Source organism: Sporomusa intestinalis, assembly GCF_055383785.1.
This window is the reverse complement of record NZ_AP042390.1, coordinates 5,247,243-5,269,056: the sequence shown is the minus strand read 5'-3', so window position 1 is coordinate 5,269,056 and position 21,814 is coordinate 5,247,243. Positions and strand designations below refer to the sequence as shown.

Sequence of the window (21,814 nt, the reverse complement as noted above, 5' to 3'; positions counted from 1 at the left end):
AAACTTCACCGTAAAGCGGATCCAGTATTCTCATAACGTCGTTGTTCGACACCTAGGTCACTTTTCCTTTAATGGATGATAGCGGGCTAGTTTGCCCGCTATCATCCATTTGACGCTTAATCGGCGGAATTAAGCCCTAATGCTTCCCGCCTAGCGCTGCTGCAGGAAGGTCATAAACTCCTGGTGGATCTGGCTGCAGTCCCGTAAGCCCTGCTTGTAGGCGATTTCCGCCGCCTGGCCGGACTCCAGGGCGGTGAAGGACTCGTAATCCATGACCAGCTCCAGCAATTCCGGATACTGATCCGCCAGCTCCCCGGCCAGGGCCAGCAGCCGGTCGAGGGTGGCGCCGACCTGGCTGACCGTCTTGCTGTAGTCGGCCTCGTTGGTGCCGGCCAGCTTGAGGATACTGTCCACCCGGACAAAGATGTACTGATTAAAGGTCTTGGTTAAGATGCTTTGCAGCATCAGCCGGTCATCCGGCTCGGCCCCGGGCGGCTGCGGCTCCTGGTCCCGCTCCGCCGGCCGGAAGGAAGCCAGCCCCGGACAAAAAGCCGCGCCGGCTGTCGTTAATTGGTCAGACATAGTTATACCCCCTATATTCAGACTGCGGCCGGTATGGCCGTCAGCTTTTTTACAGGGGGAAATTAAAAAGAACGCAGGCAAAGGTTTTTATCCCCTACACATGCGTTCTGTTGCGATAGCTGTTACATACTCAACGCCAATAAGCCGGCAGACCCGGCCGAAACAACAAGGGCGGTCACAATGTCTGCCCCGTTGCTGCTCCTTAGCGGCTGAGGATAGTCGAATCATTTGCTGCGTCCAGTCGCACTCCCAGCCCGGCAGCGCCCCGGCAACGGCTATTAACCCCGCCCGCCCCGCTTGTGCGGCGGCCGAAGTGCGGTTATAATAGAAATGTCGTCGTGGACAGTTGGCTGTTACGTGTAGGTGTTCGTGCACCTTGCGCGGGCCTGAAAGTGCGCCAACACTTTCAGGTCACGGCGACTTTTTAATTTCCACCTATTTCTAATTGTGCGCACGTTGTGCGCTTCATATACATTTCACAGAAATCATCGCTCCTGCGTTGCGATGTAAGACAACCGACTTACCTCATGCGAAAGCCGCTGGGGGACAATAGCATGTCGGTAAAGTCAGGATTAGACAGCAACTGCTATCGAGTAGCCTGGCGAGTCAGGCCATATATGGTAAAGCCTGTGGGCTGAATCCGGGTCTGTGGCTGTGTAGGCGCTGCCGGACGTAAACTCCGGTATCAATGGGTATCTCCAATATTAATTAGATTGGGTATAAGCAGGCCTATTGACGCACCTGCGGTAAGCGGGGTAACGACCAACCGGGTACCTACGTATGGAGACACTATATGGAGCTGTCAAACGTGACCTGCCTAAGTACCGGCTGACGGTATATGGCAGAGAGCCCTAATAGTAGCCTAACGGCCTTCTGTAATGGAAGGCACATGGTGAAGGGGGGCAGTATTCCAAGTTCCAACCTTGAAAGGAGTTGCTTTGGATGGGGCAATCAAAACTCATGGAAAGACTGGAAGGTTATCGTCGCCGGAATAACGCCGACCATGGCTATGTCAACGGTGACCTCTATCGGTTGTTCTACGATAGGGACTTGTACATCATCCACCGATTGTCACTGTTATGCTGACGATCAACCGGCGTCAGATACCCTTATGCAATCACTGTTTTGCCAATGTCGAAACCAACAGGTTTCCGCTTAATCCACTCAGTCGACGATAACTCATTTGGAATATGGAGAGCCGTATGCGGTGAAAATCGCTTGTACGGTTCGGGAAGGGGCGGATTACTAAATCCGCCTATTTCATATAGCCTGTTTGCAGTAAAATGCAAGTACCAATGACTGGCCGGCAGGGAGTTTCTGCGGCGATGGGAGCACCTTTAAAAGGCACTTATACGAGGCGATACCATGATAACATGGCCGAACGGCTGAACGCTTGTAATCCAAGTAAATAGAAAAATAGTCGAGTTCCTGCAGAAAATTCTAATAGTTTGCAGGAGCTTTGTATTTTTGTGGTAAATTTATAGTTGTAACGCTTAACAGAACTTTTGGCTTCGGGATAACGGTCCTTGTGATAAGGAAGTTTATTAAACACATTTGAATAGAACCCCAATAAAAAGGTTCTTATGAATTTGATTTTTATTTTTACAGTAAAAATATCCTACAACTTTCGTAGGGCAATGAGTGAAAGACATATCAAAAAACGTCCCTATGTCCTATTTGGGGTCAGATGCAAGATTATATGAATGGAGTGCATTATGCCAAAATATAATTATCACGAAATAGAAGATAATACTATTTGTCCATGTGGGTCGAGGAAAATATATAAAAAATGCTGTAAGAAAAAAGCTTATAAATGGGAAATAAGTGAAACTGGAGATATTATAAAAACGATACCTATGGAATTAGAAGTTCTTTTACAATTAGAAAAAATGAAAAAATTATTTATAGATATGTTTGGAAGAGAACCAGAAGATAAAAGAATATTATGCAATATTCCGGATGATAAAATTAAATATGACCCTAATTTAATTAGGATGATGCGTAATGATGGCATAAATGAAGCTCTCATTTATGCATATTATAAAACGGGTTTACTAGTAACTAATAATAATAGAAATTTCATTTCTGATATTGACTATATATTATGGAAAACTTCAAAAAAAGAATATAATCAATTAGTCAACCAGGAAATATCAAATGAAATTAATGTTATTCAAGCTGTAGCTTTTGCAAACAGCATCTTACGAGAAATATGTTTCAAATACTTTGAGCAATTTGATTTTATACTTGGAATGTTTATTAGTTTAACTCAAGATCAAAAGCAGGATTATAATTTTTTTAATATATCTTGCATATTGGATTTTTTGGCTTATTGTGCTCATAGAACCCAGAAGAATATTATAACAGTAAAACAATTGATAAAAGAAGGTATGGTTGAAAATGCTTTAGCCACTGTAAGGTTTATTTTTGAATCATACTTAAATGCTGCTGTATATAGCAAAGATATAGATTTATTTAATGAAAAAGTTTTACCTTTAGCAGGATTAGATAATGGTACACACTCTCGAGTTTTAAAAAATGATGGAATAGTGGCGCGCTATTCAATTAAAGACAATCACACGAATAAGATTTTTAATACTAAAATATCAGTCAAAGATTTAGCTGAAAAGAGTAATAAGAATAATCAGGATTTTTATACTATTCTTTATGGTGATTTGTCTCAATATATTCACATTGACGTGTTGGCTGCGAAAAAATATTTTTCGGTTAGTGATCCTTTCTCTATAGTAGATGAGGCCCTTATTGCAGGATACTTGAGCATATTTTTTTCACTACAACTAATCAATACTTTTGGTAATTTAGACGTTATACCAGTAAGTTTACGGAAAGATTTGATGTTTTTTGTAACAAAAGCTAAGAAAGATATCGCCATAATATTAGAAATTTTAATTTGCATTGATGATCTTCCTTTTTACAAAATTATTAAAGCCTGCTTAGAAGAGATGTAAACCCTGGAGAATATTTCATGGAGTGTAGGGCGGTTGACTTCTGTCGACTATTACTATTTTGGGTGACAGTAGGGGACGTCAGACTGTGCGAAAACGGGTAACTTATCACAAACAGAACGCCATGAAAACCAAAAAATGATATAATAAAAGTAAGAAAAAATGGTTTGAGGTGTGCATGATGACGCGCTATGTCTCCCGTGGTACAGACCGGTATCAACTTAGCCTATTGCCGATGAGCTTGGATGAAATGGTTAGCGAAGACAACCCGGTACGAGTGATTGACATGCTGGTGGAAAGCTTAAACGTAAAGGCCTTAGGATTTAAATACGCAACAACCAAGGAAACGGGCCGCAAACCCTACAACCCGAGCGACCTGCTGAAACTTTACCTATATGGCTATTTCAACGGCATTCGAACCTCCCGCAAGCTGGAAAGAGAATGCACAAGAAATATTGAGCTGATGTGGCTACTGAAAGAAATAAAGCCGGACTATCGTACCATTGCTGACTTTAGAAAAGACCATATCGCACAGCTAAAAGATATCTTCCAACAGTTTTCTTTATTATGCAGTGAGCTCGGTTTACTAGGAAAAGAAATCGTAGCCATTGATGGCAGCAAGTTTAGGGCTAACAATGCCCGTAAAAAAAACATAACTAAGAACAAAGTGGCTAAAATGTTAGCCTACTTTGAACAAGCAGCCGAACGCTACCTGGAACTATTATCACACAGCGACGAGAGCGAAGGCGATACAGCTGTCGTAGTCAGCAAAGAAGAACTGCAGACCAAACTGGCCAGAGCAACCAAGCGTATAGAAGAACTAAGGCAGCTCAAACACCAAATCGAAGAAACCGGCGAAGTCTCTTTGACCGATAAAGAGGCACGGCTCATGAGCGCCAACAACATGGGAATGGAAGTAGCCTATAACATGCAGACGGCCGTAGATGATAAACACCACCTGATCGTAGCGGTTGATATCACCAATAACCCGGCAGACCAAAGCCAACTTTATGAAATGGCATCCCAAGCAAAACAACAGCTGGGAGTCGATACCCTGACCGTGCTTGCCGACAAAGGCTATTACAACGGAGAAGACCTGGAAAAGTGTGAACAAGATCAGATCACAGCCCTAATACCGAAACAAAACCCCCCTTCCGTCACCGGTAATCCGGCCTATACCCTAGATCAATTCAAATATGACCCAGACAAAGACAGTTACCTGTGCCCGCAAGGTCAAATACTGAACCAGGTAAGCAAAGAAGATGCCAAGAAAAAACTCTATCGGAGTAAAGCCTGCAAAACGTGTCCCGAAAAAGATAATTGCACCAAAAACAAGCGGGGCCGGCAAATTATCCATGGAGACTACCAGGAAGTCATGGCGCGTACCGATGAGCGGATGGCCAAACAGCCCGAGCTGTATAAACAACGCCAAATGATCGTCGAGCACCCCTTTGGCACAATCAAGCGGAGCTTTGGCTATACATACTTTTTGCTGCGCGGCATCGAAAACGTGAGAGGGGAAGCGGTTATGCACTGCTTGGTGTATAACCTTAAACGCGTGCTCTCCATTTTGGGAACCGAAGAAATGATAGCGGCAATCCGAAGAAAGGCTACTGGCTTTTCTTTTGATTTTGCCGCTATTCTTCTTAACATTCGCTTTTGGGGGCACTTAGCATACTGAAGTGTTCCTCTTGTCGCACAGTCTGACGTCCCCTGTGTCCGTCCTGTGTTTATATAGCGCAACGGCCAGGTTTGGGAGCTGTTCCAATTAACGAATAGTAAGCAAAACAAGTCAAGAAACAGCGTCTTGCTTTATGCTATTCTTGGTACAGGAGGTGAAACTACTGGCGAACTGGGATAAGATCGATGCAGTCCAGCGGATGCAGAATTATATTGAAGAGCATCTGACCGAGCCAATCACACTGTATAGGTTAGCACAAGCCGCCGTTTATTCCCCCTGGCATGCATCCCGTATATTCAAGCAGCTGACAGGAAAAACGCCGCTGGAATATATTCGTGCCCTCAGGCTGTCCCGGGCAGCCCTGGAACTTTGGGACGAAGATAAACGGATCATTGATATTGCACTTGATTTTTCTTTTGCTTCTCATGCAGGCTTTACGCGGGCCTTTGCCGCTGCGTTTGGCCTGACTCCGTATCATTACCGCCGAAAAAAGCCGCCTTTGCCGCTGTTTATGCCTAGTCCGATCCGTAGTTATTACCTCCTGTTGCAGAAAGGGGAGGAATTTATGACGGCAAACAACAAACTCAATACTGTTTTTGTACAAGTGGTGGAACGGCCAGCCAGAAAACTAATTTTAAGAAGAGGTATCAAAGCAGACAATTATTTCGACTATTGCCAAGAGGTTGGCTGCGAAGTGTGGGGCATATTATGCAGTATCAAAGAGGCCCTGTATGAACCAATCGGCATGTGGCTGCCGGAAAACCTTCGTATGCCCGGAACCTCAGTCTATGCGCAGGGAGTAGAGGTTCCAGTTAATTATACGGGCCCGCTCCCGGATGATTTTGAAGTTATTGACCTGCAGGCTTGTAAATATATGGTATTTCAAGGGCCGCCATTTGACAGCGAAGAATTTATGGCAGCCATTCATGATTTGTGGCAAATCATGAAGGAGTATAATGCCGAATTCTACGGTTTTGCCTGGGCTGATGCAAACGGGCCAAGATTTCAGCTTGCACCACAGGGGGAAAGAGGCTATATTGAAGCTAGGCCGGTAGTCGCTATATAGCATAATCACATCAGAACATAAGCCGAGAGCTTTTTTTGGCAGTTACCGGTGATATGGAGAACCGTACCACTGGTAACTGCCAACACTAGATTGATTGTATATAAGCAGAAATATAGAGAATTTTAAAGTTCCTGCAAAATGTTGCGATAATTTGCAGGAACTTTTATATTTGATGGTATTGTAAGCGGTTTGGTGGTTGGGGAGAGCTGTCCTCTTATATCGAAAACTTTTTAACTGCGCTTTGCAATGCATCAGCCGTATTGACCAGTACTTGCTGTACTTCTTCGATAGCCGTAACCTGGTCCTGGGTGGCTACGGAAACCTGCGTGGTCTGCGTTACGGTGTTTTTGCTCATGGCTTCAATATCTTGGACTGCAGTCAAGACGTTCTGGCTGTTGGTGGCAATCGTTTCTATGGCAGCAGTGATACCTTGAATTTGTCCCGATACCTGGTTGGTCATGTCAATAATTTCATTGAAGGTATCGCCAACACGGCTAACCATAGCGACTTCCAGTTTGACGACATCGCTGCTTTTCGTCATTGCGGCAACGGCGTTGTGGGTATCTGCCTGTATTTCGATAATTAACTCGCCGATTTGTTTGGCCGCGATTTGTGATTGTTCCGCCAGCTTGCGGACTTCATCAGCGACAACAGCAAAACCGCGTCCTTGTTCGCCGGCGCGCGCCGCCTCAATAGCCGCATTCAATGCTAACAAGTTGGTTTGACTGGCAATGCCTGAAATAGTATCAAGAATTTGACCGATTTCCTTAGAACGCTCATCCAGCTTGGTTACAAGCTTAGAGGAGTCGGCGACATTAACCGCGAGGTTTTGCATTTGCGAGACTGCCTGTTCAATTGATTCGCCGCTTTCTATGGCCGCTTGAGCGGTCCTTTCCGACACGGAAGCAACAGCGGTGGAATCGGCGGCAATTTGTTGAATGTTGTCAACAATTTCGGTTATAAGCGAGGCGGTAGTATCAAGAGTAGCCACTTGTTCGTTGACAGAGTGAGTGATGCTGGCAATGGAATCGGCGACTTGGCCTGCTGTAACCTCCGAGTGGGCCGCACAGGCTGTTAGCTGTTCGGACGACGACGAGACTGACTCGGCCGTAACTAATACCTGTCTCAGCAAGCTCTTGAGCCCGCCAACCATGGCATTGAAGTTCTGCGCCAGCTTGCCGATTTCGTCATTTTGCCGGTTGGTGATTTCAATGTTCAAATTACCGGTTTTCATAGCTTCAGTGGCTTCTACCAATTGGATGATAGGCCTGGTTATATGCTTGGAAACAAAAACACTAATGAAACCTACCACTAGAATGGTTATCAGCAGTATAGTCAGATTGGCCAGGAGGAGGTTATTATTTTTAGCATTAAATTCATCGAAGGATTTTTCCATGCAGATAATCCAGCGTGTTTTAGGATCATACACATAATTGACCAGCTTGCGGACACCATTATCATCAATGATTTCCTCCCGGCCGCTTTGACCTTGCAGTGCCTTCTGCACAAAGGGGAGGCTGCTCATATCCTTGCGCTCGTTTGAAACCTGTTCATCGGGATGGGCGGTAATTTTTCCGTCCTGATCGAGGATGTAGGCGGTAACTCCGTTTTGTGACCGCTTAACGACGAAATCCTTGAGGAACGAGAGATTGATGGAGGCTTGCAAAACGCCGGTCACTGCTCCATTGGCCGCCCGTATCGGTGTGGCTATGGCAACTACCGGCTTGCCGTCTGTCTTACTGACGAGGACTTCAGAAACTACCTCATCTTTTCCTTGTACCGCTTCCTGGTAAAAGGTCCGGTCGCCAACTTTCACCAATTTGGCATTGTCGCCTCTTACCAGCTGATTGCCTTGATTGTCATCAACGGTCATGGCCAGCGCGGTAAATACTTTCTGTGTGTCACCCAGCAGCTGGCCTGCCGCCGGCAGATCGTAATTTCTTACCGGGGCGGTCTGGGCAGTTCCTCTAAGTACTTCCAGGTGCTTATCGATATAATCGCGGGTTTCCGACTTTAATACTTCCAGCTCACTGGCACTGAGTGAATAGAAATCAGCCTGGAGGGATTTATTATACAATGAAAAAGAAAAAAGGGAGGCTCCGAGCAATGGGACACAACTAATAATGATCAGCAGAATAAAAAACTTTTTTTTCATTAGTCATTAGCTCCTTATTGAAGTGTGCGAATGTAAATCAAGTGTGCTTGTTCATCGTTTGAATAACCCCAATACATTTACCAGCAGCGCCACCAAACCGCCGGCGATGAGCGGCCCGACAGGCAGCCCGCGAAAGAAACAAACACCGATAACTGTGCCGACAATCAGAGCCGATACTGTTTCCGGTGACTCCTTCATAAAAATGACTCCCTGACCTGCAACCCAGGCCAGGAAAACCCCAATCACAACCGCGAGAAAGCCAACCGGAGATTTAAAGATCGCCAGCATGTCGTTCATGGCTATATGACCCTGGGCCACCGGACTCAGGACGGCGATGGTCAGAATGACAATGCCGATATTGATACCGTGCTTGTCTATCAGCGGGAGATAATTTTCAAGACCTAATCGGGGAATGAGCAACAGAACCAAGGCCGCTACCGCTACCGTATGGTTATTGCCGATCATAGATAACGCCAGTATTATTAATAAAGGAAGGCTATCCCAATTCATTTGTCCACATCCTAGCCATGATTTTCAGTGGTCGCACCAGCAATTGTCAGCTTGCAGCCGGCTGTTCCGGACTATTTTGTTTCATTGTATTTTTTCAAGCAAATAGTATCAAAAGTATCCCATCTTAACCGGTTAATACAATCAGACCAGATAGCTTCCTGTTTCCCCAGAAACTCCAACCGTTCCAGCATATGCCCGGCAATTTGGTCTTGTTTGATTACGATAACACCGGAATCATCAGCAACAATGATTCCACCGTCCAACTCCTGTTTCCGTTTGTTATAATAAGCCTCGTCGAAACCGGTGTCGGTATTGATACAACCGATTGGCGACCGGCCATAAGTCCACATAGGATAGTTTTCTTTGATCAGTTGCTGGACATCGCGTACCAAGCCGCTAACCACAATCCCCTTGGCCTGACGATAAGTAAAGATATATTTGGCAATCAGATCGCCAATGATCGCTTTGCCGTCGCAATTCACTGCATCAATATAAACTACAGCGTCTTTAGGCGTATTGCGGATATAATTATGTACATGATAATTGGAACCGTTGAACGCAGGAATATAGTGGATGAGCCCTGCTACTCTGCTGCCAGGCAGTAGAACCTGCAATCTGGGGTCCAACTCTCCCGTTTTATGCATAGCATCGGCTATTTCCGTTGTGCTCATCTGGTTGCAATCAATATACTCCAGTATTTTTTTCTGTAATGCAGTCAACTCCATCCTCGCCAAACTCCTTTCATAATCTGTTTTCCCCAACAAAATAAATTTTTCCAAACAAATAAACCAGCCCCATAGCTGGTTTATGAGGCGTTTAGCGGTTAAACCAAACGGCAACCTGGCAATCATAGGCATACTTGCCCTTAGACCCATGGCTTTGCGTCCTTACCTTTCGATAAGTATGCTAATTATGTATTTGTCTATATTCCAGGGCCCGTACATTTGGCTAGCACACTATACGCTAAGATAATAACATAAACCTATATAGCCGTTCTATAAATGTTAATAGATGTTAATAAACCTTGGTAAATCTTAATATAAGCGGATAAAGAGACGGTTGCGCTAAGAGCGCCGGCAAAATTTAATGAGAACGATATTGAATATCATTCTCATTGGTGTTATACTTATACAAGTATGTAGGTTATCCTGTTCAAGTAACTAAGCCATAGACAGCTTGTGCGAAAGGAATGATTGTATTTTGGCCACTCAAAGAGATCCCCGGTTTAAACTTTGCCGCCGTTTTGGCGTAAACATCTGCGGTCACCCTAAAGCCCTCAATCGTCTTGAAAAAACAACTAGGCGAAATAATAAGAAACTCTCTAACTACGGCATTCAACTGCTGGAAAAACAAAAGTTGAAAGCGTATTATGGAGTACTGGAAAAACAGTTTGCCCGATATATGCAAAAGGCCCTGAACAGCCGGGACGTCAGCGGTCTTGTCCTATTAAAAGCATTGGAATGCCGCCTTGATAATCTGGTCTACCGTATCGGCTTTGCCAATTCCATACGACAAGCCCGCCAAATGGTTAACCATGGCCATGTTCGCGTCAATGGAAAACGTGTTGATATTCCGTCCTATGCTGTGGCCGTAGGTGATGTTGTCAGCCTGGCGGAAAAATCCCGTAACAACGAAATGTTTGTCAGCAATTTCCGCGACCTCAGATCCTTTGACCTGCCCTATATTGAAAAGAACTACGATGATTTTAGCGGCACCCTGCTTCGCCTGCCCAATCGGGAAGAACTGCCAATTGAAGTCAACGAAATTCATATCATCGAGTTGTATTCGCGCTAAGTGTAGATATTCAACCCCTGTGAGGTGTTAGCATGTGCAAATACAATAGCCACTATTACTGGGAAGGTACATTAGCCGGCAAAACGGATGTATGGCAAAGTCATTTTGACGATAAAGCCGATCCTTATCAGGTTTTATTTGTTAATACGACTCTCATTGATTATCCTAGAAAGACCTTGGATAATAACTGGGCGTGCTATCCTGACAGTAAATCCTTACTGGGGTTCTTGTTGTACATATATGTACCGCTGGCCTTCTATTTTATTATGTATAAGGAAAATGAGAAGCTGTTAATTCCCATTGCCTCAACGCAGGAACTACTGGCTTCCATTCAACAGCTGCATAGAGAAGATGCAGCGGCAATGGTTGCCACGATAGAAGAGCTGGTTAGCTTCTGGGAGTTGAATGAAAGTGCCTGCCGTACGGCTCTGCAGCTTTTTGGCCGTCGTTTTAACGAAACCTGGTACGGGGACAACACTATTTTACATATTGGTTTATTTACCAGTACGCAGGCAATTGCTCAGCATATTTTGGCCGAGCAGGAATTTCCGGAAGTGCTGGCAGAAGATATCGGACTTACTCCCCGGCAACTAACAGAGCTGTGCGAGAAATTCTATTCCGATACCTTCATTCGCAAAACATTTGTTAAAATTTTAAACAACAAGATTGGCTGCATCATTTAGTTGCCAGGAAAAAAGCGGTCCTGACCGGGCAATAAACCTGCCGTTAGGTATGACCGGGAGAAGCGCAGCCACTGATAACTGCCCAATACAGAGAACTCCTGCTGATCCATTAGCAGGAGTTTTATATATGGATGGTAAATTACGAAATAAAAGGTATATAACAGGAGCAAAGGTTATGTGCATAACTTGCCGGATTATCGAAGGAACAAGGATTCCACCCGGAGGGCTGCTTTACAAGAGTGACAGCATTATTGTACATCATTGTCTTGATGTCAATATACCAGGGTATATAATTATTTCCCCGCTCAGGCATGTCCCTGATTATCAGGAGTTAACCGATACAGAGCTGGTGGCAATGGCCAGAGGGACAAAAACCATAATGTGTATTCTGCAGAAGCTGCCGGAGGTTGAAAAGGTGTATATACTGAACTTGGGAGAGGAAACAAGTCATTGCCACTTTCATATTTTCCCGCGCTATCATTGGATGCTAGACAAATTAAATGTTGCACTATTCTCAAGCGAAAAACTGGATGGGGCTAAGTTATTCAGTTATTACAGGCATAAAAATAAAACGGATGCGCTAGAGAAAATGCCCGAAATCAATAAAACAATCACTTTTATAAAAAGCCAATTACAATGTAATAGGTGCCGCCTGCGGCTAGGGTAAAGGAGCCTTTTAACGATGAAATTCCGGTATAAAATTCGCAAGTGGAAAAGCCTGGTTTTAGCTGTTTTGCTTGTAATTATGTGGGCAAGCGCCTGCAACCGGGAAACAGGGGCCTATAATCAGGCCACAACCCCTGCGGCCCCGGCTGGTTTAGCGGCAGATATTGCCGGTTCTGCAGGGGCCGGACGGACTGAATACCAGCTTAAGACCTTTGATCTTTATTTCCAAAAACATGGCGGCAGGTATCGGATTTTCGTTTCAGTGCCGGTTGGCCCCGTGCCTGCCAAGGGTTATCCGGTGATCTACCTGCTTGACGGAAACCTGACTTTTCCGCTGCTGCAGGCTGCCCAGAAGGCTGCCGGTTTCTCGCCTGTTGTAACGGTTGGCATAGGTTATCCGATTGATGCCGGTATCGATGTCGGCCGGCGTTACTTTGATCTCACACCGCCGACCTCGCCGGATCTCATTCCGATTGAGGCCATAGGCTTAGGGGCCTTCGCAACAGGTGGCCGTGACACATTTTTTGCTGCCATCGAAACAGAGCTAAAGCCAGTGATTGAGAGGATGGCGCCGGTCGACCGCAGCCGGCAGACCCTATTCGGGCATTCCCTGGCTGGCTTGCTCGTCCTGCATATCCTCTATACCTCGCCTACGTCGTTCCAGTCTTATGTGGCCGCCGATCCGTCAATATGGTGGAATGGCGGTTCGATTTTAGCGGAGCACGCCGGCTTCGTGGCTGGCGAACAGGCAAGGAACGGCAAAGCGTCTGTACGCCTGTTGGTAGAGACTGCCGGCCAACAAGCCCTGCGGGCAGGGCTCTCTAAAGCTGACGCCGCCTCGCTAACGAGGTTTCGCTCCGGGCTAACAGGCAGGGAGATCGCCGCCGACTTAGGGGGACTAGCCGGCCTGCAGGTAAGTTTTCGGGAGCAGGCTGACAAAACTCACGGCTCCATGTTGCCCGCTGCGGTGGCGGATGCGCTTGCTTTTGCGCTGCATTCGTCAAGCTGGGAGGCCCGGTAGCAGGGCTATGTGTTTTATCCCGGCCGGCGTAATTGCAGCGGGAAATCCCTGCCGGGTAATTCGTAAAATAAATGAGCATGATAAGAAAAAATATTGCCATGAATAGGAAGTAAAGAGGACTCATAGCGGAAAAAGCCGCTTTTTGATGATAAAACCAATAAAGAATGGAGCAATATAACATGAACCAATTGCCAAATTGTCCAAAATGCAATTCAGAATACACGTATGAAGATGGAATCCTATTGGTATGTCCGGAATGCAGTCATGAGTGGGCGGCAGGAGCAGAAGCCGGCACAAGCCAGGGAACCGTTGTCAAAGATGCAAATGGGAATGTGTTGCAGGATGGTGACGCGGTAAGTGTAATCAAAGATCTTAAGGTAAAAGGAAGTTCTTCGGCCATAAAAATGGGGACGAAGGTTAAGAATATACGCTTGGTTGAGGGCGATCACAATATTGACTGCCACATTGATGGTTTTGGCGCTATGAAGCTGAAATCAGAGTTTGTTAAAAAGATATAAAGAGACTGTGTTTATATGTTATGCAAATAAGTTTGCAGTATTTTTTTATAATCAACATCATTGGGCGGGAGTTTGCCATCTGTAATGACAAATTTAATTTTATCATCAATACTAGGGGCTACGCCTCTTTGCTTTACTATATCTGCCAAATGATGTATGGTGCCAAGGCCGCCGTCGAAAAAAACGGTTTCCTTGGCAAACCATTGCTGTAAAACCTTCCCGAATAAGGGGAAATGGGTGCAGCCAAGAACAACGGCGCCATAATCAGGCAGCTTTAATGGAGCAAATTCCTTTTGCAAATACTGATTTACACCGGCAGTGTCAAACTCAAACTGTTCCGCAAACTTTACCAGGCCGCCTAACGCCAGTGTGTCAACCATTGCGGCCGCATCAAGCCTCTGAATTAATTGATGAAATTTTTCCTCCCGCAACGTAAGGCTGGTTGCCAATACCAATATTTTTTTGTTTTTTTCTTTACAATACGCAACTGCCGGTTTTACAGCCGGCTCCATGCCAATGATCGGGAAACTATAATTTTTGCGCAGCTTCATGCCGGCAACACTTGTTGCCGTATTACAAGCAATCACCACAGCATCTACTTTGATCTCGGCCATATAATCCATAGCCTTTTGGACGTAGTGTCTCACTTCGCTTTTGGTCTTTTCCCCATACGGTATATGCTCAATATCCGCATAGTAAATGTAATCGGCAAACGGCAGTATTTTTAAAGCGTGGCCAAGGACGGTTAAGCCGCCAATACCAGAATCAAAAAAACCGATCTTCATCTTAATCCCTTCCTAGTTCCAATATTGTATTTATATTAGCATGAACAACTCCGAAAAAAGCCCGTAAAGAGTACTGTCTATATCATACCATAAATTAGCGGCGGTTGGAATTTTGCCTGGGAGCCGGCCGCTGTTCCACCTTATGCGGTGGGGCTGTTGCTGGCCCGGGCTGCTTAAACAAAGCGGCTAAAGTTTGGTCTTGGCAACAGAGTGTGATAAACATTGTAATGATTGAAAATGATTCTCGATTATGTTACAATATGATGGCGGAAACGTGAGTACGGCCTGTGTTTTCAGCAAGTGAGATGAGGAAGTGTTAGCAATGTGTATTGCCTGCGATGAAACGTCCCGGATTTTTTCTATTGAAATTGTAACCCCAGAGCCTGTAAGCAATAATATGGACTTGTATAAGGAGATTGCCCATCGCTTGTTTCAAAACAAGGTGATATCACTTATTAACGTTGGCAACAACCGCGCTTATGCAGCGAATGATAAACAAATTTTTGGTTTTGAGCTGCATTTAACGAACCGGCATAACCCGGCGGCTGTAACCCTGGCGAATGTTGAGAAGGCGCTGGCCGGAATTTTGACCCAGTTCGAGGGTTATTCTGAACTGCAGATCAAGCCGAATTAACGGGCGGCTACGCCGGCGGGCGAAATTATTTTTGCTATTAGGTGCCAACTGTTCCGGCCGCGCCGTCAACGAGAGTAAACCATTAGCTGGGCTCCCAATCAGGAGCCCAGTCCTTTTTTTTGAAAGGTAGCCTTCTGTAAAAAAAGGACTATGTTTGTTCATTAAAGAACTAAGAATCTATACGATAAAATTTGGAGGAGAATTCTGTGGCGGGTAAAATACCGGAAATTTTAATCAAATGCGAGGCCAGACGCGCGTTTCTCGCGCTCTGTTCGCCGGCAACACGACGTTTACATGAGCCTGTTTCCGATCCCTACGCGGTTTGCGGGCATCCCAATCCGGCCGGCCTTGGCGATGCCGGCCGCTTTTCGCAAACCGGTTCCTGGGGGCAAAGTTCAGTTTTGTTTCCCAAGCTTGGGACCTATCGGGCAGCAGACAAATGCGGCCGAGCACCTTATGGCGGTGCGGAATATGGCGTGCCACTGACACCGGAAGCCGACGCTGTGTGCAGAAAAATGGCGGCCCTGCATAAAGGCCACGGCGCCGTCATCTGTCCGTCGGGCTTATCTGCGATTGCAACCACTATAGATGCCTTTTCCCCGCAAGCGGTTCTTATTCCTGATAATGTATATGGACCAATGCTCCGGTTTTTGAACCGGCGTCGCATAAAACAAATCCGTTATCCCGCAGGGGTTGGGGCAGAGGAATTTCACTCGCTCCTGGTAAAAGCGCGCAGCGAGTATTCATTACGCGACGAATTGATTGTCTATATCGAGGCCCCGGGCAGCGGTACTTTTGAAATCCCCGACCTTGATGGCATAATAGCGATAGCCCAACATGCCAAATTACGTACTATTATGGACAACACCTGGGCAAGCCACGTCCGTTTTCGACCGCTTGAACACGGCATAGATATCGTTGTGCAAGCGACGACAAAATACGAAGGCGGGTATGGCGATACGCCGTCGGGCATGGTGATCGCCAAGCATCCGCAAGATCTGCAGCGCATCGCCGACGAATTGCGCGCAACCGGTAATGGCGCGGTCGCACCAACGACTTGCTCGCGGCTGTATCACAGAATTGATTCGACCGAAGAACGTCTCAATCAACACGCCGACACCGCAGCGCGGCTGATCGAATGGTTTTTGCAACAGCCTTTTGTCACCGGCGTCCTTTCGCCGACTTTGGCGACCTCACCTTATCACGAACGGTTTACACGTTATTTCAGTAAAGGCAATGGCCTGTTCAGCGTCGCTTTCCGTCCGGACCTGCCGGCAAAGCACATCGAGGCTTTTGTCGATGCCCTGAACCTGTTCTGGGTTGCTGAGAGCTGGGGCGGGCATTTGTCGCTGGTATTGCCGGTGCATGCCAACCGCGAAGTCACGCCCCTGCCGGAGGGGTATATTTTACGCTTCCACGCCGGACTCGAAGATTACCGGGATCTTGTGCGTGATCTCCAGCAAGCGGCCGAGGCTGCCTTGGGAGAGGAAGGGTAATAGAGTATATGCCTGCATACAGCCTAATAACGCGATGGCGGCCGAGGCTGGTTTGTCATGCGGCCGGCTTAAGCAGGCAGGATACATACTATAATTTATACAAATGACGAGGTCAAGGATATGGCTAATACTAAACGGGCCTTAAAGCGGGAACAAATTCTTGCAGCCGCTAGGGATTTGATAAAAAGTAATCATTACGATGAAGTGCGCGTCGAAGATATAGCGAAAGCTGCAAAAATGGCAAAATCAATGATTTTTTATTATTTTACATCGAAAGCTTCTGTATATTTGAAGATTTTACATGACTTGCATGTGGAATTAGTAGCGGATTTTATCAGTGAACTTGAGCAGGTAGCGCCTATGAGCGGGGAAGAGTTTAAAGGTTTTGCCATAAAAATGACCGATAAATTTATTAAGGAACACTACTTGCTGATAAAATTGCTGGAATATGAAGACATAATTAACAGCGAGTGCGAAAAACACGAGGTTATCGAAGAAAAGCAGCGTTTGACTATGTTATATGACGGACTGCATAGTAAAGTATTAGGCAAAGTTAATGATTTTAACCGAAATGAAATTTTTTATATTTTTGAAGTACAAATGCATTTTATCCGTGGTTATTACCGGCAAATGATTAGCAGCGGCAAATTCTACAGCGAGCAAAGCGCTGAGTTATTATTTGAACGGAAAAGCTTATATGAGTTTCGGGTAGTCCGTATGCTGCGTTTCTTTATTGATGGCATTTTATACAACAAAAGTAAAAAATAACCTTGACAATAGTAAATAGAGAGTTATAGAATAATAATTAGACCCGGGGTCGAAATATTAGTCTAATTTAATACTTGTGGGGAATAGGTGCCGTACAGGCTTAATAGAGAAATCGGTGTAAATCCGATACAGTCCCGCTGCTGTAATAGGGAGTCTTTTTTCAATATGTCACTGGATCTTATCTGGGAAGGCGAAAAAAGGCGATGAACTTAAGTCAGAAGAACTGCCTGCTCCTGATTACTTTTGCCTGCGATCGACAAGGCGAGTAATGCATAAATAAGAATATTGCTTAGCGTTGAGCTATTAGCGCTAACTTATTGAATAAGCATACTTCCGCTGTCTTCAAAAGCGGAAGTATGCTTATTTTCTGTTAATAATTGTGGCCAGATTATTGATTGCAAAAAAGTCATAAGTGAATTGGGCAATTTTAAGGGGTGTGTTTAGTGCGTTATAAATATAGCCTTAGGAAAATGATTTTACTTTCACTACTCACTTGCAATGCAGTAAGCAGCACAAATGCCGAAGCCGCCCAGGAGGCTGCCGAAACCTTTCATTTAGCTGGCATAGTGGTTACCGCAACGGCAACGCCGGTAAGTGCTGCCGATAACTATTCGGATATTACGGTAATAACAAAACAGGATATCGAAAAAAATCATTACCGGACAATTTATGATGTCCTGGAAAATGTCCCAGGTGTGAATACCCGCATGTATGGTACGGGTGTTGGCTATGAACTGTCGGGTTATTCGGCACCGACGATTCGTGGCGCTGCCGCCATTGTGTTAATTGACGGGGTAAATCAGGGGATGAATCCGGCCTTTCGCGGCGGTGCTTCGGAATTTGACATGAAAGATATCGAAAGGATTGAAGTGTATAAGGGTTCTGCTTCCACGATTTACGGTGCTAACGCCGTTGGCGGCGTTATTAACATTATTACCACCCGCCAGCAGACAAAGCCGGAGACGACAGCTAGTTATACAGCCGGCAGTTATGGCTACCACGCGTTTCGCGTCAGCAATCAGGGCGCGGAAGGGAACAGTTTCTGGTATATCAGTGCCGCGAAAAAAAATCAGGGTAATTATAAAGACGGTCACGGTAAAAGTCATGCCACAGATTTAGACGTACAGGACATTAATTTCAAATACGGCTATAGTGTAAACGAATTTACCGATGTGATTTTTAAGTATTATGCAAACAGCCATGATATCAATTATACGGAAGGTTATGGCGATTACGATGCACCGCTGTACGGGTTCCATGATCTTAGCGCCCTAACGATGATTGTTGATTATAAAAACAAAGAATTGACGGAAGGCAACCAGTTTTCCATCATCCGTGGCCGCATGGACAGTGAGCGCCATTGTGACGGCCTGTTGCCGGGCGGCAAATCCCAGACCGATGATACGGATGTAACAAAAGTGGCGGTCAGCAACCGTTATTTTCGGCAGCTTGATGCAAGGCACCGCATCAGCACAGGCTATGACTACAGCACCTATAAAGCAGTTGGCTCCAGCCGCCTGAGTGAAAGCGCTGTTTATTTGCAGGACGAATTCCAGATCAATAAAAAATTAAAATTTACGGCCGGTGTACGCCGGACAATGCCGAAAGAGTATGAGTATAATACGTCCAAAAGCTTTAATCTAGGCTATAAGGTCAACAGCCGCTTGAATTTATTTGCCAACTCGGCGGACTTCTATGTCCCGCCCTCGGAAGGACAAGTTTTTGGAAATTACTTGTATATTCCTAATTATGATTTAAAGCCGGCTTCCGGCAAAACGAATGAAATTGGTTTTAACTTTACTGTTGATAAGAACACGCAAATTACTGTTGATGTGTTCCGGCGTAATGAAACCAATGGCTTTACCTATAAAAATGTTGCCGATGGCATGAGACAATATATTAATACTGCGAACGAAAATATTTATAATGGCTTTGAATTCAATATGGCGAAGAAATTTGACAAAAATCTGTCTGTTGATTTGGGTTATTTCAGAATGTGGTCCGGACATAATCCCATTGTTGTTTCGACTCCGGCTGATATTGTCACACTAGGGGTTGCCTACAGACAAGCCAGATACGACGTTGGCCTGAAAGGGATCGGACGTTATGATATTTGCCGGCCGTCATCTATTCCCGCCGGTGTAAAATTTTTACCGGAAGAGACTTTCTGGGTTTGGAATCTAAGTGCCAATTATCAGGCCAGCCAAGATACGAAGGTATTCGCAAAGGTCAACAACTTGTTTAATGAATACTACATGCCTGTCAGCTGGTATAATTCTACAACCGGGGTGATGGCTGATGTCAGTGCCAAAGGGCGTAATTTCCTATTAGGTGTTGAATATTCATTTTAGAGGTGGCAGGAGGCGCAGAAGGATGTATTTACAGTTAAGGAAAAAACGGCTTGTTGTATTGACCGGCTTAGTGGCACTGGCCTTGTCGGCCGGTGGCTATGCAGCGCCGGCAGCGGAGTTTACCCTGGAGCAAGTGGTTGTTACCGCAACGGGAACGCCGGTGGAGCTGGCAAAAAGCAATGCCGGCATGGTAGTTATTACCGGCGAGGAAATTGAAAGAAATCATTATAAAAGCTTGTACGAAATTATGGAACACGTACCGGGCTTTAATACACCGCTGTATGGCGATGGCATCGGCTATGAGATATCGGGCGAGACGGCGCCGGCATTGCGGGGCTCCAATAAGGTGGTTGTGCTTGTAGACGGAGTTCGTCAAAATATCGGGACCTCTTATAAGGCCAATGCAGTCAATTATAATATGACTGATATCGAACGGATAGAGGTGTTGCGTGGCTCGGCTTCCGTACTGTACGGCGCTGATGCGGTCGGCGGGGTCATTAATATCATTACCAAACGGCCGGGAAAAATCACAGCGCCGGCGGCAGAGTCCACGCTGAAATACACTACCGGCGATAACGGCTATCAGGTTTATAATCTGGGGACACAAGGAACAGACGGCCAGAGAAGCTACTGGTCTGTCCACTGGCAAAAGAAAAACAGCGGTGATTTTACTGACGGGAATGGCAACGCCAATCCCCGGGACCTGGATGCCAACGATATCGAGTTGAAATACGGTTATAAAGCGAACGACAATACCGATATCCTGATAAAGTACCAGCGTCACCGGCAGGATATGGAGTATGCCAGGATTTACGGCGATGCTGTTTTTCCCTGGAACGGCCATCTTAATTTAACTGCCTTGACTTATATTATTGATTATCGTAATGACGACCAGACGGAAAGCAACCAGTTTGCCGCCTATCACGGCAGGGTGGACAGTTGGCGCACAGGCAGCTATATTTCCGGCTGGAACAATGCCAATGATCCCGGACAGGGCTATAAGTATGCAACCACTAATGAAATTGTTAATTATAGCGCCTGGAATATAAGTGACCGTTACTATAAGCAGCTTAATGACAGCAACCGCCTGGCGGCGGGCCTGGAGTACACGCGGTACGACGCCGGTACTGCGGTGCTGGCGGAAAAGGCCATCTATTTGCAGGATGAGCTGCAGCTGGCTGACAAATTAAAATTTACGGCCGGCGTGCGGCACACGCAACCAAGTGATTTTGATGCCAAAACGATTGCCAGCTATAATCTGGGCTATGCGGCCGATGACAGCGTAAATCTATATCTCGCCTCCAACGGCTTTTATCAGACACCGACGGTGACGGAGATCTTCGGCAATGTGCAAAATGGCGGCGGGTATTATGGCAATCCCAATTTAAAGCCGACAAGCGGCCGCACCGATGAAATCGGCATGAATTGGCAAATCAATAAAAAATCAAATCTGCAGGCTGATATATACAAAAGAAGCCAGACAGATGCCATCGCCGCCTACTCACAGGGGTCAACGTCAAATCCTTCCTACTATTGGAACATTCCCGGGACTATTAGCACGACAGGCTTTGAAATCAGCTACAATACGCAATTGGCTCGCAATCTCTATGGCAGCGTCGGCTTTGCCAAAATGAATCCGGAGGAGGAAAGCACCATTGTCCGCTATGCCAAACGGCAGGCAAATATCAGCATGACGTACAAACGGGATAAATACGATATCGGCATTCAGGGTGTGGGCCGGTTTGAGGTTGTGCCGACAAGCACGTTTCAAACAAACAATGTAAAATTTATTCCCGAAGAAAGCTATTGGCTCTGGAATGCAAGCACAAATTATCGTGTGAACAAGGATACAACCGTATTTTTAAAAGTCAATAATCTGTTTGATCTCTATTATATGCCGATCACCTTATACAGTGCCGTATTGGCTGATAACAGGGTGTATATGCCGTCACCGGGACGCAGCTATATGCTCGGTATGGAATGCAAATTCTGATAACGTAACTGTAATTTCTTTATGCAGGCAGTAGGAGAGAAACGGGATGAAAACGGAATTTTTGCGTTGGGATAGCCTGATTTTGGTTGGCGATTGCGCCGGTGCTCAGTTGCCAACCGCTCTCTCCCCTTTGGTGCTTGTGCTT

At 45.7% G+C, this 21,814-nt stretch carries 18 protein-coding genes and 2 riboswitches; of the genes, 13 read left to right on the top strand and 5 right to left on the bottom strand.

From position 1 onward, the window contains the following. Positions 1-150: 150 nt before the first annotated feature. Positions 151-582: a hypothetical protein gene (locus tag ACZ481_RS24435; RefSeq protein ID WP_464767947.1), complete on the bottom strand. Its 432-nt coding sequence runs from the start codon at positions 580-582 to the stop codon at positions 151-153. Positions 583-2,297: 1,715 nt separating this feature from the next. Between ACZ481_RS24435 and ACZ481_RS24430 the strand changes: the two genes are divergently transcribed. The 3 genes from ACZ481_RS24430 to ACZ481_RS24420 all read left to right on the top strand — a co-directional run bounded on the left by ACZ481_RS24430 (position 2,298) and on the right by ACZ481_RS24420 (position 6,295). Next, positions 2,298-3,551 carry a DUF5677 domain-containing protein gene (locus tag ACZ481_RS24430; RefSeq protein ID WP_464767946.1) on the top strand — a complete coding sequence of 418 codons (1,254 nt, stop codon included), beginning with the start codon at positions 2,298-2,300 and terminating at the stop codon, positions 3,549-3,551. 175 nt (positions 3,552-3,726) lie between these two features. After that, on the top strand, positions 3,727-5,229 hold the full coding sequence (locus ACZ481_RS24425) for an IS1182 family transposase (RefSeq protein WP_464767945.1): 1,503 nt from the start codon (positions 3,727-3,729) through the stop codon (positions 5,227-5,229). A gap of 133 nt (positions 5,230-5,362) precedes the next feature. Continuing rightward, positions 5,363-6,295 (top strand): helix-turn-helix domain-containing protein, encoded by a 933-nt coding sequence (locus tag ACZ481_RS24420; RefSeq protein ID WP_464767944.1) that lies wholly within the window; start codon positions 5,363-5,365, stop codon positions 6,293-6,295. 214 nt (positions 6,296-6,509) lie between these two features. Here the strand turns inward: ACZ481_RS24420 and ACZ481_RS24415 are convergent, their stop codons facing one another. From ACZ481_RS24415 to ACZ481_RS24405, 3 genes are all read right to left on the bottom strand, one after another. After that, on the bottom strand, positions 6,510-8,450 hold the full coding sequence (locus tag ACZ481_RS24415; protein WP_464767943.1) for a methyl-accepting chemotaxis protein: 1,941 nt from the start codon (positions 8,448-8,450) through the stop codon (positions 6,510-6,512). Positions 8,451-8,501: 51 nt separating this feature from the next. Next, positions 8,502-8,960, bottom strand: coding sequence for a DUF441 domain-containing protein (locus tag ACZ481_RS24410; protein ID WP_464767942.1), 459 nt, complete (start codon positions 8,958-8,960; stop codon positions 8,502-8,504). Positions 8,961-9,031: 71 nt separating this feature from the next. Further along, entirely contained in the window at positions 9,032-9,685 is a 654-nt protein-coding gene (locus ACZ481_RS24405; protein WP_464767941.1) for an RraA family protein, read from the bottom strand. Between the two features lie 106 nt (positions 9,686-9,791). Further along, positions 9,792-9,878: riboswitch (cyclic di-GMP riboswitch) on the bottom strand. 282 nt (positions 9,879-10,160) lie between these two features. Between ACZ481_RS24405 and rpsD the strand changes: the two genes are divergently transcribed. From rpsD to ACZ481_RS24380, 5 genes are all read left to right on the top strand, one after another. Beyond that, positions 10,161-10,754, top strand: coding sequence for a 30S ribosomal protein S4 (rpsD, locus tag ACZ481_RS24400; RefSeq protein ID WP_464767940.1), 594 nt, complete (start codon positions 10,161-10,163; stop codon positions 10,752-10,754). 32 nt (positions 10,755-10,786) lie between these two features. Then, entirely contained in the window at positions 10,787-11,437 is a 651-nt protein-coding gene (locus ACZ481_RS24395) for a hypothetical protein (RefSeq protein WP_464767939.1), read from the top strand. 127 nt (positions 11,438-11,564) lie between these two features. Further along, complete coding sequence (locus ACZ481_RS24390; protein WP_464767938.1) at positions 11,565-12,104, top strand: HIT family protein; 540 nt, start codon at positions 11,565-11,567, stop codon at positions 12,102-12,104. 15 nt (positions 12,105-12,119) lie between these two features. Then, positions 12,120-13,124: an alpha/beta hydrolase gene (locus tag ACZ481_RS24385; protein WP_464767937.1), complete on the top strand. Its 1,005-nt coding sequence runs from the start codon at positions 12,120-12,122 to the stop codon at positions 13,122-13,124. Positions 13,125-13,303: 179 nt separating this feature from the next. Beyond that, positions 13,304-13,642, top strand: a complete 339-nt coding sequence (locus ACZ481_RS24380; protein WP_464767936.1) for a zinc ribbon domain-containing protein YjdM — start codon at positions 13,304-13,306, stop codon at positions 13,640-13,642. 11 nt (positions 13,643-13,653) lie between these two features. Here the strand turns inward: ACZ481_RS24380 and murI are convergent, their stop codons facing one another. Continuing rightward, the gene (gene murI, locus ACZ481_RS24375; RefSeq protein WP_464767935.1) at positions 13,654-14,427 is read right to left on the bottom strand and encodes a glutamate racemase; all 774 of its coding nucleotides are present in this window, start codon (positions 14,425-14,427) and stop codon (positions 13,654-13,656) included. Between the two features lie 322 nt (positions 14,428-14,749). Between murI and ACZ481_RS24370 the strand changes: the two genes are divergently transcribed. From ACZ481_RS24370 to ACZ481_RS24350, 5 genes are all read left to right on the top strand, one after another. After that, positions 14,750-15,061, top strand: a complete 312-nt coding sequence (locus ACZ481_RS24370; protein ID WP_464770688.1) for a hypothetical protein — start codon at positions 14,750-14,752, stop codon at positions 15,059-15,061. 206 nt (positions 15,062-15,267) lie between these two features. Continuing rightward, a complete protein-coding gene (locus ACZ481_RS24365; protein ID WP_464767934.1) occupies positions 15,268-16,557 on the top strand; it encodes a trans-sulfuration enzyme family protein in 1,290 nt (429 codons plus the stop codon). 120 nt (positions 16,558-16,677) lie between these two features. Next, on the top strand, positions 16,678-17,325 hold the full coding sequence (locus ACZ481_RS24360; RefSeq protein WP_464767933.1) for a TetR/AcrR family transcriptional regulator: 648 nt from the start codon (positions 16,678-16,680) through the stop codon (positions 17,323-17,325). A gap of 68 nt (positions 17,326-17,393) precedes the next feature. Then, positions 17,394-17,570, top strand: a riboswitch (cobalamin riboswitch). A 198-nt stretch (positions 17,571-17,768) separates the two neighbouring features. Next, positions 17,769-19,676: a TonB-dependent receptor plug domain-containing protein gene (locus tag ACZ481_RS24355; protein ID WP_464767932.1), complete on the top strand. Its 1,908-nt coding sequence runs from the start codon at positions 17,769-17,771 to the stop codon at positions 19,674-19,676. A gap of 22 nt (positions 19,677-19,698) precedes the next feature. Continuing rightward, positions 19,699-21,669: a TonB-dependent receptor plug domain-containing protein gene (locus ACZ481_RS24350; protein WP_464767931.1), complete on the top strand. Its 1,971-nt coding sequence runs from the start codon at positions 19,699-19,701 to the stop codon at positions 21,667-21,669. Positions 21,670-21,814 lie beyond the last annotated feature (145 nt).

Bases quoted from the DNA above. Each gene is read 5' to 3' on its own strand.
- ACZ481_RS24435 (WP_464767947.1), bottom strand. From the start codon at position 582: ATGTCTGACCAATTAACGACAGCCGGCGCGGCTTTTTGTCCGGGGCTG.
- ACZ481_RS24430 (WP_464767946.1), top strand. From the start codon at position 2,298: ATGCCAAAATATAATTATCACGAAATAGAAGATAATACTATTTGTCCA.
- ACZ481_RS24425 (WP_464767945.1), top strand. From the start codon at position 3,727: ATGATGACGCGCTATGTCTCCCGTGGTACAGACCGGTATCAACTTAGC.
- ACZ481_RS24420 (WP_464767944.1), top strand. From the start codon at position 5,363: ATGCTATTCTTGGTACAGGAGGTGAAACTACTGGCGAACTGGGATAAG.
- ACZ481_RS24415 (WP_464767943.1), bottom strand. From the start codon at position 8,450: ATGAAAAAAAAGTTTTTTATTCTGCTGATCATTATTAGTTGTGTCCCA.
- ACZ481_RS24410 (WP_464767942.1), bottom strand. From the start codon at position 8,960: ATGAATTGGGATAGCCTTCCTTTATTAATAATACTGGCGTTATCTATG.
- ACZ481_RS24405 (WP_464767941.1), bottom strand. From the start codon at position 9,685: ATGGAGTTGACTGCATTACAGAAAAAAATACTGGAGTATATTGATTGC.
- ACZ481_RS24395 (WP_464767939.1), top strand. From the start codon at position 10,787: ATGTGCAAATACAATAGCCACTATTACTGGGAAGGTACATTAGCCGGC.
- ACZ481_RS24390 (WP_464767938.1), top strand. From the start codon at position 11,565: ATGGATGGTAAATTACGAAATAAAAGGTATATAACAGGAGCAAAGGTT.
- ACZ481_RS24385 (WP_464767937.1), top strand. From the start codon at position 12,120: ATGAAATTCCGGTATAAAATTCGCAAGTGGAAAAGCCTGGTTTTAGCT.
- ACZ481_RS24380 (WP_464767936.1), top strand. From the start codon at position 13,304: ATGAACCAATTGCCAAATTGTCCAAAATGCAATTCAGAATACACGTAT.
- murI (WP_464767935.1), bottom strand. From the start codon at position 14,427: ATGAAGATCGGTTTTTTTGATTCTGGTATTGGCGGCTTAACCGTCCTT.
- ACZ481_RS24370 (WP_464770688.1), top strand. From the start codon at position 14,750: ATGTGTATTGCCTGCGATGAAACGTCCCGGATTTTTTCTATTGAAATT.
- ACZ481_RS24360 (WP_464767933.1), top strand. From the start codon at position 16,678: ATGGCTAATACTAAACGGGCCTTAAAGCGGGAACAAATTCTTGCAGCC.
- ACZ481_RS24350 (WP_464767931.1), top strand. From the start codon at position 19,699: ATGTATTTACAGTTAAGGAAAAAACGGCTTGTTGTATTGACCGGCTTA.